General features: G+C 71.2%; 17 protein-coding genes. 11 read left to right on the top strand and 6 right to left on the bottom strand.

The window, feature by feature from the left end:
• Entirely contained in the window at positions 1-1251 is a 1251-nt protein-coding gene (locus ACFY1E_RS22235; protein WP_389078508.1) for an alpha-L-fucosidase, read from the top strand.
• A 7-nt stretch (positions 1252-1258) separates the two neighbouring features.
• Here ACFY1E_RS22235 and ACFY1E_RS22230 read toward each other — a convergent pair whose 3' ends face one another.
• From ACFY1E_RS22230 to ACFY1E_RS22220, 3 genes are all read right to left on the bottom strand, one after another.
• Positions 1259-1960 (bottom strand): hypothetical protein, encoded by a 702-nt coding sequence (locus ACFY1E_RS22230; protein WP_389078506.1) that lies wholly within the window; start codon positions 1958-1960, stop codon positions 1259-1261.
• A gap of 110 nt (positions 1961-2070) precedes the next feature.
• Positions 2071-3759: a carbohydrate binding domain-containing protein gene (locus ACFY1E_RS22225; protein ID WP_389078503.1), complete on the bottom strand. Its 1689-nt coding sequence runs from the start codon at positions 3757-3759 to the stop codon at positions 2071-2073.
• A gap of 145 nt (positions 3760-3904) precedes the next feature.
• Complete coding sequence (locus ACFY1E_RS22220; RefSeq protein ID WP_389078501.1) at positions 3905-5026, bottom strand: ATP-grasp domain-containing protein; 1122 nt, start codon at positions 5024-5026, stop codon at positions 3905-3907.
• A 267-nt stretch (positions 5027-5293) separates the two neighbouring features.
• Between ACFY1E_RS22220 and ACFY1E_RS22215 the strand changes: the two genes are divergently transcribed.
• The gene (locus ACFY1E_RS22215) at positions 5294-6154 is read left to right on the top strand and encodes a metallophosphoesterase family protein (RefSeq protein WP_389078498.1); all 861 of its coding nucleotides are present in this window, start codon (positions 5294-5296) and stop codon (positions 6152-6154) included.
• Positions 6151-6834: a 4'-phosphopantetheinyl transferase gene (locus ACFY1E_RS22210; RefSeq protein WP_389078496.1), complete on the top strand. Its 684-nt coding sequence runs from the start codon at positions 6151-6153 to the stop codon at positions 6832-6834. The genes ACFY1E_RS22215 and ACFY1E_RS22210 overlap by 4 nt, the downstream gene beginning before the upstream one ends.
• A gap of 25 nt (positions 6835-6859) precedes the next feature.
• Here the strand turns inward: ACFY1E_RS22210 and ACFY1E_RS22205 are convergent, their stop codons facing one another.
• Entirely contained in the window at positions 6860-7087 is a 228-nt protein-coding gene (locus ACFY1E_RS22205) for a hypothetical protein (RefSeq protein ID WP_389078493.1), read from the bottom strand.
• Positions 7088-7308: 221 nt separating this feature from the next.
• Between ACFY1E_RS22205 and ACFY1E_RS22200 the strand changes: the two genes are divergently transcribed.
• The gene (locus ACFY1E_RS22200; protein ID WP_389078491.1) at positions 7309-8352 is read left to right on the top strand and encodes an alpha/beta fold hydrolase; all 1044 of its coding nucleotides are present in this window, start codon (positions 7309-7311) and stop codon (positions 8350-8352) included.
• Position 8353: 1 nt separating this feature from the next.
• Complete coding sequence (locus ACFY1E_RS22195; protein ID WP_389078488.1) at positions 8354-8518, top strand: hypothetical protein; 165 nt, start codon at positions 8354-8356, stop codon at positions 8516-8518.
• A 28-nt stretch (positions 8519-8546) separates the two neighbouring features.
• Here the strand turns inward: ACFY1E_RS22195 and ACFY1E_RS22190 are convergent, their stop codons facing one another.
• Both ACFY1E_RS22190 and ACFY1E_RS22185 read right to left on the bottom strand, forming a co-directional pair.
• Positions 8547-9077: a toxin-antitoxin system, toxin component gene (locus tag ACFY1E_RS22190; RefSeq protein ID WP_389078637.1), complete on the bottom strand. Its 531-nt coding sequence runs from the start codon at positions 9075-9077 to the stop codon at positions 8547-8549.
• A gap of 32 nt (positions 9078-9109) precedes the next feature.
• A complete protein-coding gene (locus ACFY1E_RS22185; RefSeq protein WP_389078486.1) occupies positions 9110-9763 on the bottom strand; it encodes a helix-turn-helix domain-containing protein in 654 nt (217 codons plus the stop codon).
• 223 nt (positions 9764-9986) lie between these two features.
• Between ACFY1E_RS22185 and ACFY1E_RS22180 the strand changes: the two genes are divergently transcribed.
• The 6 genes from ACFY1E_RS22180 to ACFY1E_RS22155 all read left to right on the top strand — a co-directional run bounded on the left by ACFY1E_RS22180 (position 9987) and on the right by ACFY1E_RS22155 (position 14772).
• Entirely contained in the window at positions 9987-10649 is a 663-nt protein-coding gene (locus ACFY1E_RS22180) for a hypothetical protein (protein WP_389078484.1), read from the top strand.
• A gap of 15 nt (positions 10650-10664) precedes the next feature.
• Complete coding sequence (locus ACFY1E_RS22175; protein WP_389078482.1) at positions 10665-10931, top strand: DUF3592 domain-containing protein; 267 nt, start codon at positions 10665-10667, stop codon at positions 10929-10931.
• Positions 10932-11032: 101 nt separating this feature from the next.
• The gene (locus tag ACFY1E_RS22170) at positions 11033-12184 is read left to right on the top strand and encodes an NAD(P)/FAD-dependent oxidoreductase (protein WP_389078479.1); all 1152 of its coding nucleotides are present in this window, start codon (positions 11033-11035) and stop codon (positions 12182-12184) included.
• A complete protein-coding gene (locus ACFY1E_RS22165; RefSeq protein ID WP_389078477.1) occupies positions 12181-12483 on the top strand; it encodes a (2Fe-2S)-binding protein in 303 nt (100 codons plus the stop codon). The genes ACFY1E_RS22170 and ACFY1E_RS22165 overlap by 4 nt, the downstream gene beginning before the upstream one ends.
• Positions 12473-13885 carry an FAD-dependent oxidoreductase gene (locus tag ACFY1E_RS22160; protein ID WP_389078474.1) on the top strand — a complete coding sequence of 471 codons (1413 nt, stop codon included), beginning with the start codon at positions 12473-12475 and terminating at the stop codon, positions 13883-13885. The genes ACFY1E_RS22165 and ACFY1E_RS22160 overlap by 11 nt, the downstream gene beginning before the upstream one ends.
• On the top strand, positions 13882-14772 hold the full coding sequence (locus ACFY1E_RS22155) for a dihydrodipicolinate synthase family protein (protein ID WP_389078472.1): 891 nt from the start codon (positions 13882-13884) through the stop codon (positions 14770-14772). Before ACFY1E_RS22160 ends, ACFY1E_RS22155 begins: the two co-directional genes overlap by 4 nt.
• Positions 14773-14782: the final 10 nt, after the last annotated feature.

Below are 14782 nucleotides of genomic sequence, written 5' to 3'. Positions count from 1 at the left end.
ATGGCCATGCAACCCTGGTTCACCGACGCCAAGTTGGGGATCTTCATCCACTGGGGCATCTACGCCGTGGACGGCGTCCAGGAGTCCTGGTCGTTCTACGACGACATCGTGCCGCACGACCGGTACATGTCCCAGCTGGAGCGCTTCACCGGCGCCAAGTACGACCCGAAGGCCTGGGCGGACCTGTTCGCCCGGGCGGGCGCCAAGTACGCGGTCCTGACGTCCCGTCACCACGACGGGGTCGCCCTGTGGGACACCGAGTACGGTGACCTCAACCTCGGCAAGGACTACCTCGGCCCCTACGCCGAGGCCCTGCGCGAGAAGGGCCTCAAGGTCGGCTTCTACTACTCCCACTCCGACTGGAACCACCCCGACTACGCGTCCACCCGCAAGCCGGGCCGCCCGCCGGAACAGGAGGACAACCGCTACTCGGAGGTCGCCGCCGAGGACGAGGACCTGGACGCCTGGGAGCGGTTCATCGCCTACCGCGACGGCCAGATCCGCGAGCTGGCCTCCCGCTACCGGCCCGACCTGATGTGGTTCGACGGCGAGTGGGACCGCAGCGAGGAGCAGTGGCGCATCCCCGAACTCGCCGCGCTCATCCGCTCGTACGTCCCCGATGTCGTCTTCAACGCCCGCATGCTCAGCGAGGGCGACTACGCGACGCCGGAGCAGGGCGCCCCCATCGTGCCGCCGGACGCCCCGTGGGAGCTGTGCCTGACCATCAACGACTCCTGGGGCTACCAGCACCACGACCACAACCACAAGTCGCTCGCCCAGCTGATCCGCTACTTCACCGAGACCATCGGTGGGGGTGGCAACCTGCTCCTCGACGTCGGCCCCATGGAGGACGGCACCGTCCCGCAGCCCCAGGTCGAACGGCTGGAAGGGCTGGGGGAGTGGATCCGCAGGCACGCGGAGGCGGTGTACGGAACGGTGCGCGGCCTGCCGGCCGGACACCACTACGGCCCCAGCACCCTCTCCGCCGACCGCCGCACCCTCTACCTCACCCTGTTCGACATCCCGCGAGCCGAGATCGGCGTTCGGGGCCTGGCGACGGCGGTCCGCAAGGTCACCGTCCTCGGCACCGGCACGGAACTCGGCCACCGGGTGGTCGGCGGGCTGCACGACGCGGTGGGCGTGCTGTGGATCGACCCGCCGGCCGAGGCCGACCTCGATCCGTACGCGACCGTGCTCGCCGTCGAGTTGGAGGGGGAGCTGGAGCTGTACCGGGGCTCGGGCCGCTTCTGAGGCCCGCTCACATATAGCCGTCCCGGTTCTCGTCGCGCCGCTTCCGGGCTTCCCGCCGTCCTTGTACGAGGTCGGTCAGGGGAGCCCGGAGGGCGTGGATACCGACGAGGGCCCCCGCGATGCCCGCCGCCGTGTACAGCCAGTTCCGCATCGCGGTGAAGCGGTGCGACCAGGTGTCGTACACCTTCAGACGGACCTTGATCGGTGGCTTGAGGGTCTCCAGGGCACGGTTCGTATTTCCCTGGTAGGTGATGACGGTGAGGGCGAGGTCGTAGTCGCCGGGCTCGTCGGCCGACACGCTCCACTGCCACTGGGCGTTCTCGCCCGGCGCGCCGATGGCCTGCCGCTGCGGGCCGTGCAACACCGTCTTCACCTCCGGGCCGTCCGCCGACAGCCCGGCGCCCTGCCATCCGCCCACCCGGAAGACCCGGGTCTCCAGGGCGGCCTGCGCTGCGCGGCGCGGCGACTTCTCGCCGCGCGCGGTGAGGACGACGGCGTAGGTCAGACGGCCACCGACGGACATCGAGATGTCCGGGGTGTAGGTGAGGGATCCGTCGAAGAGGTGTTTGCGGTCGCTGCGGATCGAGGCCTCCAGGGCGGCCTGGCCCAGTCCCGCCCCCGAGCCCGAGTCGGTGGGCACCCCGCACGCGGCGAGGCCGAGTGTGAGGAGCAGTGACAGACACCAGGCGGCCGCGATCCTCGTCCTCACGCCTGCGCCGCCCCCGAATCCCGTCACGTCGAACCACGAGAGCGCCCCCGCGGCGGAACAAGATTCTTCCCGCCGCGGGGGCCAGGGCGCCAGCCCTTCTTCCGGCCGTGTCAGCCGGTGAAACCGGCCGTGATGGAGGTGAACTGCCAGTTGTTCTGGCTGATGCCGGAGCAGTTGCTCACCACTCCGCCGCCGGGGCACGGACGGTCGCGGTTGACCGACCAGAAGGCGAGCCGGGCGATGTGGTGGCTGTTCGCCCAGTCCTTGATCTGGGTCCAGATCGCCGGAGTGGTGGTCTCCTGCTGGTCGGACAGGCCGTTCATGCCGGAGATCCCGATGTGGGAGTACGCGGTGGCGTCGTCCCAGCCGAACGTCGACTTCAGCTTGGCCTTCAGGCCCTCCGCAGCGTTCACGGTGTTGCCGTACATGTCGGAGCCGCCGCCGAAGTCGAAGGGCATGATCGTGAAGACGTCGATGTTCGCGCCGAGCGACTGCGCCTGCTCGATGAGCCGGTTGCCGTAGTACGTCGGGCCGGTCGTCGAGGTGCCGAAGGTGACGATGGTCTTCAGGCCGGGGTTGTTGGCCTTGACCGTCTTCAGGGCGGTGAGGATCTTCGCCTGGACGGCCTCGTTCTCGAACTCGTCGGAGTTCTCGATGTCCATGTCGATCGCCTTCAGCGAGTAGGCGTCGATCACCTTCTGCAGGGCCCCGGCGAGCGCGCTCGCGGAGGAGCAGTTGGCGCCGAGCTTGCTGCCCTGCCAGCCGCCGAACGACGGCACGATGTCACCGCCGGCCGAGCGGATGGCGTTGATCGCGGACTGGTCGGCGCCGCCGGTCAGCGGCCGGCTGCCGTCCCAGGCGGGAGTACAACCGCCGGAGTCGAGCACGAAGGCCATGGTGAACCACTTGATGCCGGTCGCGCTCATCACCGTCGACGGGCTCGGCGGGTCGCCCCAGCCCTCGTACAGATAGGGCGCGGCCTGCTTGAACCCGGTGCCGCCACCGCCGCCCGCATCCGTGGTGACGGAGACGGAGTTGGAGGCCCCGGAGGTGTTCCCGGCCGCGTCCCGCGCCTTGACGGTGAAGGTGTACGACGTGCTCGGCGAGAGCCCGCTGACCGTGGCGGTCGTACCGGAGACGCTGAGCACGTTGTTCGAGCCGCTGTAGATGTCGTACGCCGTGACGCCGACGTTGTCCGTGGAGGCGTTCCACTTCAGCGACACGCTCGACGAGGTCTTGCCGGTGGAGGTGAGCCCGGTCGGCGCGGTCGGCGCCTGGGTGTCCGAACCGCCGCCCCCGCCGCCGGGGCCGTCGAGGCTGATGTCATCGGCGTAGTAGGTGCCCTGGGCGTACCAGCCGTGGACGTAGATCGTGGCGCTGGTCTGCGAGGCACCGGTGGTGAAGGAGACCGACAGCTGGCTGTACGCCGAAGGGGACGTCGTCCACGTCGAGGCACCGCCGTTCACGCCGAGGTAGACGTAGGAGCCGCGCACCCAGCCCTGAAGCGAGTACGTGGTGTTCGGCTGGACGGAGACGGTCTGGCTGCACTGGGCGTTGTCGCTCGAACTCACCGCTCCCGCAAGGGCCTTGGAGCCGCCGTGCACGGGGGAGGAGACGACCGAACCGAGGTTGCCGGTGCAGGTCCAGGGGGAGAGACTGCCCGACTCGAAGCCGGGATTGGCCAGGATGTTGGCCGCTTGGGCCGTACCGGGAAGAGCGATGGCTCCGGCGAGTGCGAGAGCAGCGGAGCCGAGCAGAGCAAGAAGCCGACGTCTGTGACGTCCGAGTGTGTTGCGCACGCGATCTCCCTGGGGAATGGGGGTGTTCGGGAGTGCACGGAGATGCAGAGACTGCGCAACACAAGTTGGTATGGACCAATCCCGCTGTCAAGGTCTGACGCGGAATTGGTCCATACCGGTGAGCTTGTTCAGGGGCGCCGGCAACCTAGAGCGGCAGGACCTGAGCCGAGACCTCGACGGAGTCGACGGGGGCAGGCACGGCCGGCAACAGCGGCTCCGCCTCAACCCTCTGCTGCGGCAGCGAAACCGCCCGCAGCGGCCGCGGCCCCGACACCACCGTGTAGTCCTGCCCCAGGAACGGCGGGGCCATCTCGCCCGGGTCCTCGCCGAGGGCCAACTGCACAGCCGCCCAAGGGGCGTTGACCCCGCACAGCGACAGCTGGTGCAAACCGCCCGCGGGCCGCGTGTTGACGTCCATCAGCACCGGTTCGTCACCGAACATCCGGAACTGGATGTTGGACAGATAGTGCAGCCCGAACCCCTCCGCGATCCGCCGCGCCGGCTCCAGCCACTGCTCGTGCAGCGTGAACCCGCGCCGCCGCCCGTTCTTGGTGCGCCCGATCGCCAGCCGCACCCGGTTGTCAGGACCGGTGAGGCAGTCCACCGACACCTCCGGCTGCTCCAGACGCGGCATCACCAGCCAGTCGACGGGCTCGTCGGCCCGCTCCAGCGCCTGCACGACCAGGTCCAACGGCACATGCGGGCCGGGGAAGCCGTTGAGGTGAACGAGCGAGAAGGGAGTGCGTGTGATCACGCGGAAGCCCACGCCGCCCGCGCCGGAAGCCGGCTTGAAGCACGCCTTGTGTCCGCCCGCCTCCAACTCCTCCACGGCGGCGACGAGTTCGGCCGCGGTCCGCACCCGCCACCACGGCGGCACGGGCACTCCGATCGCCTGGACCGCCTCGTACGCGATCACCTTGTCGTGGAAGACGGCCACCGCCTCCGGAGGCGGCGCCAGCAGCGCCGTACCGACCGCTTCGAAGTCGGCGCGGTGCGCCACGATCGCCGCCTGCTGCAGCCGGGGCACGAAGACGTCGATGCCGCGCCGCTGGCACTGGTCGAGGGCGTACTCGACGTACGCGGCCGGGGACAGGCCCTCCGGCTCCAGATCGGCGGTGTCGGCGGCGGCCAGCACGGGGGAGTCCGCGTCCCCGTGCGTCGCATGGATCTCCACGGCGCGATCGCTGGGATTTCGGCGCAGCTGATCCATGAAGAACACGTTCTCCGCGTACGTGCGGTTGAGCCAGACGCGTACGCGAGAGACCATGCAGGGCCGTCCTTTCACGGTTCGCGGGCACGGCTGAGCAGCCCGTGCCCGGGCAGGGGAGATGGAGGGTCACCAAACCGCCCTTGAATGAAGGGAAGCTTCTGGCGGTGGTGTTGGGGCGATCATACGGCTTCCCGGAGGCCGCGCGTGCAACGTACGTGTTACGGATTCCACGATCTTGCCGCCTTGTCGGTGAGCCGGGAAATGTGTTCTCGTGTTCCCATCCGTGAGTCCGCGGGTGCGCTGCGTGTACGGAGGGGGCGACAGGTGACGTCGACGGCCGGTGGTGCCGGACAGCTGCTGGCCATCAGCGACCTGCACATCGGGTACGCCGAGAACCGCGCCCTGGTCGAGGCGATGCGCCCCGAGTCGGACGAGGACTGGCTGCTGGTGGCCGGCGACGTCTCGGAGAAGGCGGCCGACATCCGCTGGGCCCTGAAGACGCTCGCCGGCCGTTTCCGCAAGGTGATCTGGGCGCCGGGCAACCACGAGCTGTGGACCCATCCGAAGGACCCCGTCACCCTGCGCGGCGTCGCCCGCTACGAGCACCTCGTGGCCATGTGCCGCGAACTCGGCGTGACGACACCCGAGGACCCCTACCCGGTGTGGGAGGGCCAGGGCGGCCCGGTGGCCGTCGCGCCGCTCTTCCTCCTCTACGACTACTCGTTCCTGCCGGCCGGCTGCACCACCAAGGAGCAGGGCCTCGAGTACGCGCACGGCACCGGCATCGTGTGCAACGACGAGTACCTGCTGCACCCCGACCCCTACCCGAGCCGCGAGGCCTGGTGCCGGGCCCGGGTCGCCGAGACGGAGGGCAGGCTCGCCGCGCTCCCCGCCGACCTGCCGACCGTCCTGGTCAACCACTACCCGCTGGACCGGCACCCCTGCGACGTCCTGTGGCACCCGGAGTTCGCCATGTGGTGCGGCACCGAACTGACCGCCGACTGGCACCGCCGCTTCCGCGTCGAGACCATGGTGTACGGGCACCTCCACATCCCGCGGACCACCTGGCACGAGGGTGTCCGCTTCGAGGAGGTGTCCGTCGGCTATCCCCGAGAGTGGCGCAAGCGGCCGCAGCCGCCGGGGAGACTGCGACGCGTGCTGCCGAAGGAGGTCCGGGTCCGGTGATCGAGGAGCTGCTGCCGGACGAGGTGGTGGCCGTGGAGGTACACGGCGACGACGGGAGCGAGCCCGCGCCGCTGTACCCCGAGGAGGCCGAGGCCGTGGCGCAGGCGGTGCACAAGCGCCGCCGTGAGTTCGCCCTGGTACGGGCCTGCGCGCGCCGCGCCATGGAGAAGCTCGGCGTGCCCGCGCAGCCCCTGCTGCCCGGCGAACGTGGCGCACCGGGCTGGCCGCCCGGCCTGGTCGGCAGCATGACCCACTGCGACGGCTACTGCGCCGCCGCCCTGGTCCGCGCCACCGACCTGGCCTCCGTGGGCATCGACGCCGAACCCCACCGGCCGCTCCCGGAGGGTGTCCTGGAGGCCGTGTCCCTGCCCGCCGAGGCGGCCAGGCTGCGGCGCCTGGCCGTGCGGCACCCCGAGGTCCACTGGGACCGGCTGCTGTTCAGCGCCAAGGAATCGGTCTACAAGGCGTGGTTCCCCCTCACCGGACTGTGGCTGGAGTTCACCGAGGCCGACATCGAGGTCTTCGTCGACCCCGACGAGCGGCTGCACGGCGGCTTCCGCGCCGAACTCCTCGTCCCCGGCCCGCTGGTCGGCGGCCGTCGGCTCGGGCACTTCGAGGGCCGGTGGACCGTGCAGCGGGGGCTGGTGGCGACCGCGATCGCGGTGCCGCACACCCGCTGAAACCCCGCCGCACGTCCGTCGGCCGTCACGGCTCCGGGCACCAGCTCTGCAGCAGCCGGAAGAACTCCTCCTCGTTGCCCGCCAGTCCCGCAGCCGCCAGTGCCTGCTCCGCCTCGGCGAGCACGGCGGGCGGTACCACGGGTGGTCGCGGGGAGCCGGGGGGACCGTCGAACGCGGCTCGTACGGTGTGCAGGAGCCGCAGGTAGGCCTGTACGGCGGTGCGCTCGCGGTCGGTCAGTACGGTAGTGGGCATCGGTCGGCTCTCCCCGCGTCGGCGTCGTCGGTCGCACCCCGCACAAGGGGGTGCAACTCCAGCTTGCCGCCCGCCACTGACAATGGGGTCCGGGCGCCTGTCGGTTCGCCCGCTTAGCGGAGGCGAAACGTCCTTGAAATCCCTTGTGGGAAAGCAGTTCTACGCTGGAGGGCAAGGGCTTTCGGCCGCTTGTGCGCGGCCCTGGAACGGGAGGCGAGTGCGTGGTCGACGTCCCACGACGGCACCCGGTGCGCGCCGTACGGCTGCGCTCGGTGGGCGATGGAGAACTCGAGTTGCAGTACCGCGTGGTGCACGGATACCGGCGGGCCTTCCGCATGGCAGGGGAGGGCCCGGCGCTGGTGCTCATCCACGGCATCGGCGACTCCTCCGCGACCTGGGCCGAGTTGATCCCCGACCTCGCCCGCACGCACACCGTGATCGCGCCCGACCTGCTCGGTCACGGAGCTTCGGACAAACCGCGCGCCGACTACTCGGTGGCCGCGTACGCGAACGGCGTGCGGGACCTGCTCACCACGCTGGGCATCGAGTCGGCGACGCTGGTGGGGCACTCGCTCGGCGGGGGCGTGGCCATGCAGTTCGCCTACCAGTTCCCCGAGCGCACCGAGCGGCTCATCCTGGTGAGCGCGGGCGGGGTGGGACGCGAGGTCAATCCCGTGCTGCGGCTGGTCTCCCTGCCCGGCGCCCATCTGATGCTGTCGACGCTGCGGTTGCCGGGGATGCGGCTGCAAGTGGGGCTGGCGGTGCGGCTGATGAAGCTCCTGGACACCGATCTCGGCCAGGACGCACCCGAGCTGCTCACCCTCGTCGACGCCCTGCCGGACGAGACCTCCCGCAACGCGTTCATCCGCACCCTGCGCGCGGTCGTGGACTGGCGCGGCCAGGTCGTCACCATGCTCGACCGGTGTTATCTCACCGAGGGCATGCCGACCATGCTGCTGTGGGGCGACCGGGACAGCGTGGTGCCGGTGCGGCACGCGTACGGGGCGCACGAGGCGATGCCGGGCAGCCGCCTGGAAATCTTCGAACAGGCGGGCCATTTCCCGTTCCACAGCGACCCCGCGCGGTTCGTGTCGCTGGTCGAGGAGTTCACGGCGACCACACGTCCGGCCGACTGGAGCCGGGAGCACTGGCGCGAACTGCTCGTCGAGGGGCGGCCGGGCACCACCGCGGGCCGGCCGGACACGGCCCGCAACCGTAAGGTGGAACGGGATCTGAGGGAGGCGAGCGAACGCAGTGCAACGTGACATGCCATCGAGGTACTCGCCCGAGGGAACGCCCCTGGGGCGCACCGCGGACGACATCGGGTTCACCACCGGCTACTCCACCGGGACCCCGCGCGCCCGCAAGCTGCGGTGGCGCATCAGGGACGTGCTGCGCCGGCCGGTGAAGAACAGCACGCAGAGCCGCTGATGTGCGCATCCGTGCCGCGCGTCGGCCGCTAGCCCTGCGGCCCCAGATATCCCAACGACGCCTCGATCCGCCCTGCCAGATGATCGCGTTGCACCGGCCCCCGCACCCCGGAGCCCGCCAGCCACGTACGGCACCTGCTGGCCAGCAGCAGACCGAAGGACTCGGCCTCCTGCTCCTCGGCGAGGTCGAAACGGCTGCGGGCGGCCACCTTGCGGACGGTGTCCCGCAGGTCCGCGTCGTCGCTGAGCAGGCGGGCCGCGACCCGGGCGCCCTCGACGTGATGGCCGCAGTGGCCGGCCTTCATGTGCCACAGCTCGTGCCCGAGGATCACCAACTGGTGGTCCGGCGCGGTCCGTTCCTCGATCACGACGAGGTCCTGGTCGGTCATGTCGAGCCACAGCCCGCTCGCCGTGTCCGTCGGGAAGGCGGCCGTGCGGAAGTGCACCGGCCGGCCGCGCCGTCTGCTCATCGCCGCGCACAGCGCGCCGTACAGGTCCTCGGGCGGCGCCGGTGCGGCAAGGGTGAGCTCCGCGACCAGCTCGCCGCACAGGCGGCGCATGTCCCTTCCGATGCCCACAGCTCTCCCCAGGCTCACGACTCGGGCCGCTTGACGCTCTCCAGGAGCATGTCCAGCCACTCCGCGACCTTGTCGCGGTGCTGGTCGGTGGGCAGTTGTGCGGCCCGCCAGGCGATTCCGCGGACACCGTGGTCCTGCAGCAGCCGCTCCAGCGGGTCGTCGGCGGCCGCGGCCGCCTCCCGCTCGGCGAGCTTGTGCAGGAGTTCCTGCTCCGTGCTCTGCAGCGCACCCGTGAGGGCCTCGGGGTCCTCGGCCGTGAGGAATCCGGCGTGCACCCGGAAGAAGCGCTGGATGGCGTCGCAGTGCTCCATGGTGGGCCGCCGGTCGCCGTTGATCAGCGCGCCGGCCTGCTGGCGCGACATGCCCGCACCGTCGGCTATCTCCTGCTGGGTGTACCTGCGGCCGTTGGGCTTGAGCCGGGTGCGCCGCAGCAGGTCGAGCCGCTGCAGAAACCGCTCCTGCACATCGGGCTCGCCCGCGGGACGGCCGCTCAGCAGGGCCCTGACCACGGGCTCGGGAACCCCCGAGGCGGCGGACAGGCGGCCGGTGTCGAAGACCTCCGCGTGCGGCACGCCGAGCCGGTCGGCGAGCGCGGTGACGCGGGCGACGACGGCCGGCAGCGCAGCGGTCGTAGCCGTGGTGCCCGGACTCTCGAAGCCATCCGTCACCGACAGATCTCCTACGTTTCTCACAGGCTTCTCACAAGCGGTTGCCGTGAACCCGACGGAGATTACCGGGTAGTTCGAACTCACATCCAGGTGTCGCCACAACTGTGGCCAAATTCAGCCGTCAACAAGCATGAAATGCCACGATAGTTGACACGACTCGATCCGGGGCCGCAGGATCAAGGCGCCGCGTGAAGGCCGCAGAGGCAAGAGGGGTGACCTCCCGATGGCGTATCAGGCAGGAGGGCAGCGTCCGGCACCGCGGCCCGTCCCCGAGAGTCCCGAGGCCCAGGCGTATCTGCAGGACTACGCCACCCTCCTGGAGGCCGTTACCTTTCCGTCCGTCGTCCTCGACCACCGCTGGGACGTCGTTCTGTCCAACAACGCTTTCGCGTCACTTTTCCGTGAGGTGAGTCCGCATCCCACGGCGATGCCCGGCGACAACTTCCTCAGATTCGTGCTGTTCCACCCCGACGCGGGCACGGTCCTCGGCGAGCACGAGTCCAGCTGGTGCCTGCCGATGCTCGCGCACTTCGCGGCCGCCGTCGAGCGCTACGGCCACGACCACGGACTGCAGTCCATCCGCCGCGACATCGCCCAGGACCCCATCATGGAGGCCGCCTACCGGCAGGGCCTGCCGCACTGGATCCGCGCGGTCGGCGAACAGGCCGTGGCGCACGACGGCGCCGTACGCCCCCTGACGCACCCCGATCCGCGCTGGGGCGCCACCGACTGCCGAGTGGTGGACGAGACCCCGAGGACGCTGCAGGACATGGGGTACACACGGATGACCCTGGTGCTGCGGGAGACCCGCCCCGCCCGCCCCAGCGCCCGCAAGCCCCGGCACGCGGCGGCCCACCTGAGGGTGGTGCCGGCCCCCGAGGCCTGACCGCCACCGGGATCAGTGCGGGGAGATGACCAGCACGAGGGGGATGCCCCGGCAGGGGACCAGCCGCAGTTTCGGGGCTCCGTGGGCTCCAACCCACCGTCGTACGAGGCGGGTGAGCGGGTCGAGGTGCTCTACCGGGCGGACTCCCCCCAGGACGCGCGGATCAACGGGTTCGCCTCGCTGTGGCTGCTGCCGCTGATCTTCGGCGGGCTCGGTCTGTTGGCCACGGGGATCGGGACGGTCATCGCTCTGGCGATGCGGAGGCGTTCCCGCGCCGCCTGAGCACTGCAGGTGATGTCGACATCAGCGGCACCGTGGGGACGATTGCGGCGGGCCGTGCACGCACCATGTTCAGAATCAGTGGTATGTGACATAGTACTGATGTGAGTCAGCCACTGACCTGCGATGTCGTGATCGTCGGAGCCGGCATGACAGGCGCCGCCTGCGCCCTCTACGCCTGCCGCGCAGGCCTGGACGTCATCGTCGTGGACCGCGGCCCGGTCGCCGGCGGCACGACCGGTGCGGGGGAGGGCAACCTCCTCGTCTCCGACAAGGAGCCCGGCCCGGAGCTCGACCTCGCGCTGCTCTCCCACCGCCTGTGGGCCGAACTGGCGCAGGAGTTCGGGGAGGCCGTCGAGTACGAGGCCAAGGGGGGCGTGGTGGTGGCCACCTCCCCCGGAGGTCTCGTCGCGCTGGAGGACTTCGCCGCGGGGCAGCGAGCCGCCGGAGTGACCGCCACGACGGTCGCGGGCACCGAACTGTACGCACTCGAACCCCGTCTGGCCCCCGGTCTGCCCGGCGCCGTCCACTACCCGCAGGACGCCCAGGTCATGCCCGCCCTCGCCGCCGCCCACCTCGTCCGGGCCTCCGGCGCGCGCCTGTTCACCGGCCGTACGGTGACAGCCGTCCTGCGCACAACCGACGGGAACGTACGGGCAGTTCGCACGGACAGCGGCGACATCCACACTCCGGCCGTGGTCAACGCGGCCGGCACCTGGGGCGGTGAACTCGCCGCCCTCGCGGGCACCTCCCTGCCCGTCCTCCCACGGCGCGGCTTCGTCCTCGTCACCGAACCGCTGCCCCGCATGGTCCACCACAAGGTGTACGCCGCCGACTACGTGGCCGACGTGGCCAGCGACTCGGCCGCGCTGCAGACCTCGCCGGTCGTGGAGGGCACGGCCGCGGGACCGATCCTGATCGGTGCGAGCCGGGAACGGGTCGGCTTCGACCGGTCGTTCTCGCTGCCGGCCCTGCGCGCCCTCGCGGCCGGCGCGACCCGGCTGTTCCCGTTCCTGTCCGACGTCCGCGCCATCCGCTCGTACGCCGGCTTCCGCCCGTACATGCCCGACCATCTGCCCGCCATCGGCCCGGATCCCCGCGTCCCCGGCCTCTTCCACGCCTGCGGCCACGAGGGCGCGGGCATCGGGCTCGCGACCGGCACCGGGCACCTGATCGCCCAGACCCTGGCCGCGAAGACACCCGACCTGGACCTCGCCCCGTTCCGCCCCGACCGCTTCCCCGAGGAGACCCCGTGAGCTCCCCACTGGACCTGGCACAGGCCCACCCGCGCCCGGCCTTCACGGTCACGCTGGACGGCCGTGAGATCGAGGCGCTGCCCGGTCAGACCGTCGCCGCCGCGCTCTGGGCAGCGGGCGTCACCTCCTGGCGCACCACCCGGGACGGAGGCCGCCCGCGCGGAGTCTTCTGCGGGATCGGCGTCTGCTTCGACTGCCTGGTGACCGTCAACGGCCGCCCCAATCAACGGGCTTGCCTGGCCTCACTGCAGCCGGGTGATGTGATCCGCACCCAGCAGGGGACCGGCCATGACGACTGACCGACCCCGTCTCGCCGTCATCGGCGCGGGCCCGGCGGGCCTGGCCGCGACCGTGTCCGCCGCAGCGCACGGCGTACGGGTCACGCTCCTGGACGCTGCCGCGCAACCGGGCGGCCAGTTCTACCGGCAGCCCGCCGTCGAACTGCGCGCGCACCGCCCCCAGGCGCTGCACCACGACTGGCGGACCTGGGAGCGACTGCGGGACGGGCTCGACACATACGTAAGGGCGGGCTCGGTAACGCACTTGACGGACCATCACGTCTGGTTCGTCGAACGTCACGCGGACCGGTTCACCGTGCACGCCCTGCTCGGTCCGGAGCAGGAGGACCCGGCGGCCGTGCACGCCGACGCCGTGCTCCTGGCCACCGGTGGCTACGAGAAGGTGCTGCCCTTTCCCGGCTGGACCCTCCCCGGCGTTCTCACCGCGGGCGGCGCCCAGGCCATGCTCAAGGGAACCCTCGCGGTGTCCGGACGTACCGCCGTGATCGCCGGCACCGGGCCGCTGCTGCTGCCGGTCGCGACCGGGCTCGCCGCGGCCGGAGTGCAGATCGCGGCGCTGGTCGAGTCGGCCGATCCCAAGGCGTTCGTACGACGGTCCCGGGCGCTTGCGGCACAACCGGGCAAGCTCGCCGAGGGGGCCGGATACGCGGCCCGGTTGGTCCGGCACCGCGTGCGCACCCTCACCCGGCACGCCGTCGTCGAGGCGCACGGCACGCAGCGGCTGGAGGCGGTCACCGTCGCCGCACTCGACGGCGAGGGGCGGGTCCGGCCCGGCACCGGGCGCCGCATCCCCTGCGACATCCTTGCCGTCGGCCACGGCATGCTCCCGCACACCGACCTCGCCGAAACCCTCGGCTGCCGCCTCGACGGCATGAACGTGCAGGTGGACGACGAGCAGCGCACCGACGTCCCCGGCGTCTGGGCCGCGGGTGAGACCACCGGCATCGGCGGCTCGGCCCTCGCACTGGCCGAGGGCCACATCGCCGGACACTCGGCCGCAGCCCGCCTCGCGGGCCGTGCACCGGACCCGCGTGAGTGGGCGCGGGCCGCCAAGTCCCGTAGCCGACTACGGGAGTTCGCCGCGGCGCTCGACGCCGTGTACGCGCCGCCCGCCCACTGGACCGAGCTGATCAGCGACGACACCGTGGTGTGCCGCTGCGAGGAGGTCACCGGCGGCATGGTCCGCGAGGCGGTCGCGGAGCTCGGCGCCGGTGACGTCCGCACCGTGAAGCTGCTGACCCGGGCCGGGATGGGCTGGTGCCAGGGCCGGGTGTGCGCGCCCGCGGTCGCCGGCCTCGCCGGGTGCCGACTCGCCCCGTCCAGACGGCCCTTCGCCCGTCCCGTCCCGCTCGGTGTCCTCGCCGACGAGGACACACATGCCACCGAGAGAGGATCCTCATGACCGACCACCGTCCCTGGCGCGGAGTCCTCGTCGCCACCGCACTGCCGCTGAACGACGACCTCACGGTGAACCACGACAAGTACGCCGAGCACTGCGCCTGGCTCGTCGAGAACGGCTGCGACGGCGTCGTCCCCAACGGTTCGCTGGGGGAGTACCAGGTGCTCACTCCCGAGGAGCGCACCAAGGTCGTCGAGACGGCCGTCGCCGCGATCGGCGGGCAGCGGGTCATGCCCGGGGTGGCCGCGTACGGGTCCGCGGAGTCCCGCCGCTGGGCCGAGCAGGCCCGCGACGCCGGCTGCCACGCGGTGATGCTGCTGCCGCCCAACGCCTACCGCGCCGACGAGCGCTCGGTGCTCGCCCACTACGCCGAGGTCGCGAAGGCGGGTCTGCCGGTCGTGGCGTACAACAACCCGATCGACACCAAGGTCGACCTCGTGCCGGAACTCCTCGCGAAGCTGCACGGCGAGGGGTACATCCGCGCCGTCAAGGAGTTCTCCGGGGACGTCCGGCGCGCCTACCGGATCGCCGAACTCGCCCCGGAGCTCGACCTGTTGATCGGCGCCGACGACGTCCTCCTCGAGCTGGCGATCGCGGGCGCGAAGGGCTGGGTGGCCGGCTACCCGAACGCCCTGCCGGCCGCGAGCGTGGAGCTGTACCACGCGGCCGTCGAGGGCGACCTGGCCACCGCGAACCAGCTCTACCGGCAGCTGCATCCGCTGCTGCGGTGGGACTCCCAGGTGGAGTTCGTGCAGGCGATCAAGTTGTCCATGGACATCGTCGGGCGGCACGGCGGGCCGGTCCGGCCGCCCCGTATGCCGCTGCTGCCCGAACAGGAGGCCGTCGTACGGGCGGCCACCGAGAAGGCCGTCGCCGCCGGACTCGCGTAACCCACAAGGA

It is taken from the genome of Streptomyces sp. NPDC001604 (assembly GCF_042893475.1).
Taxonomy (GTDB): domain Bacteria; phylum Actinomycetota; class Actinomycetes; order Streptomycetales; family Streptomycetaceae; genus Streptomyces.
Note: the sequence above shows the minus strand (reverse complement) of the source record. Positions and strands in the feature narration are given on the sequence as shown.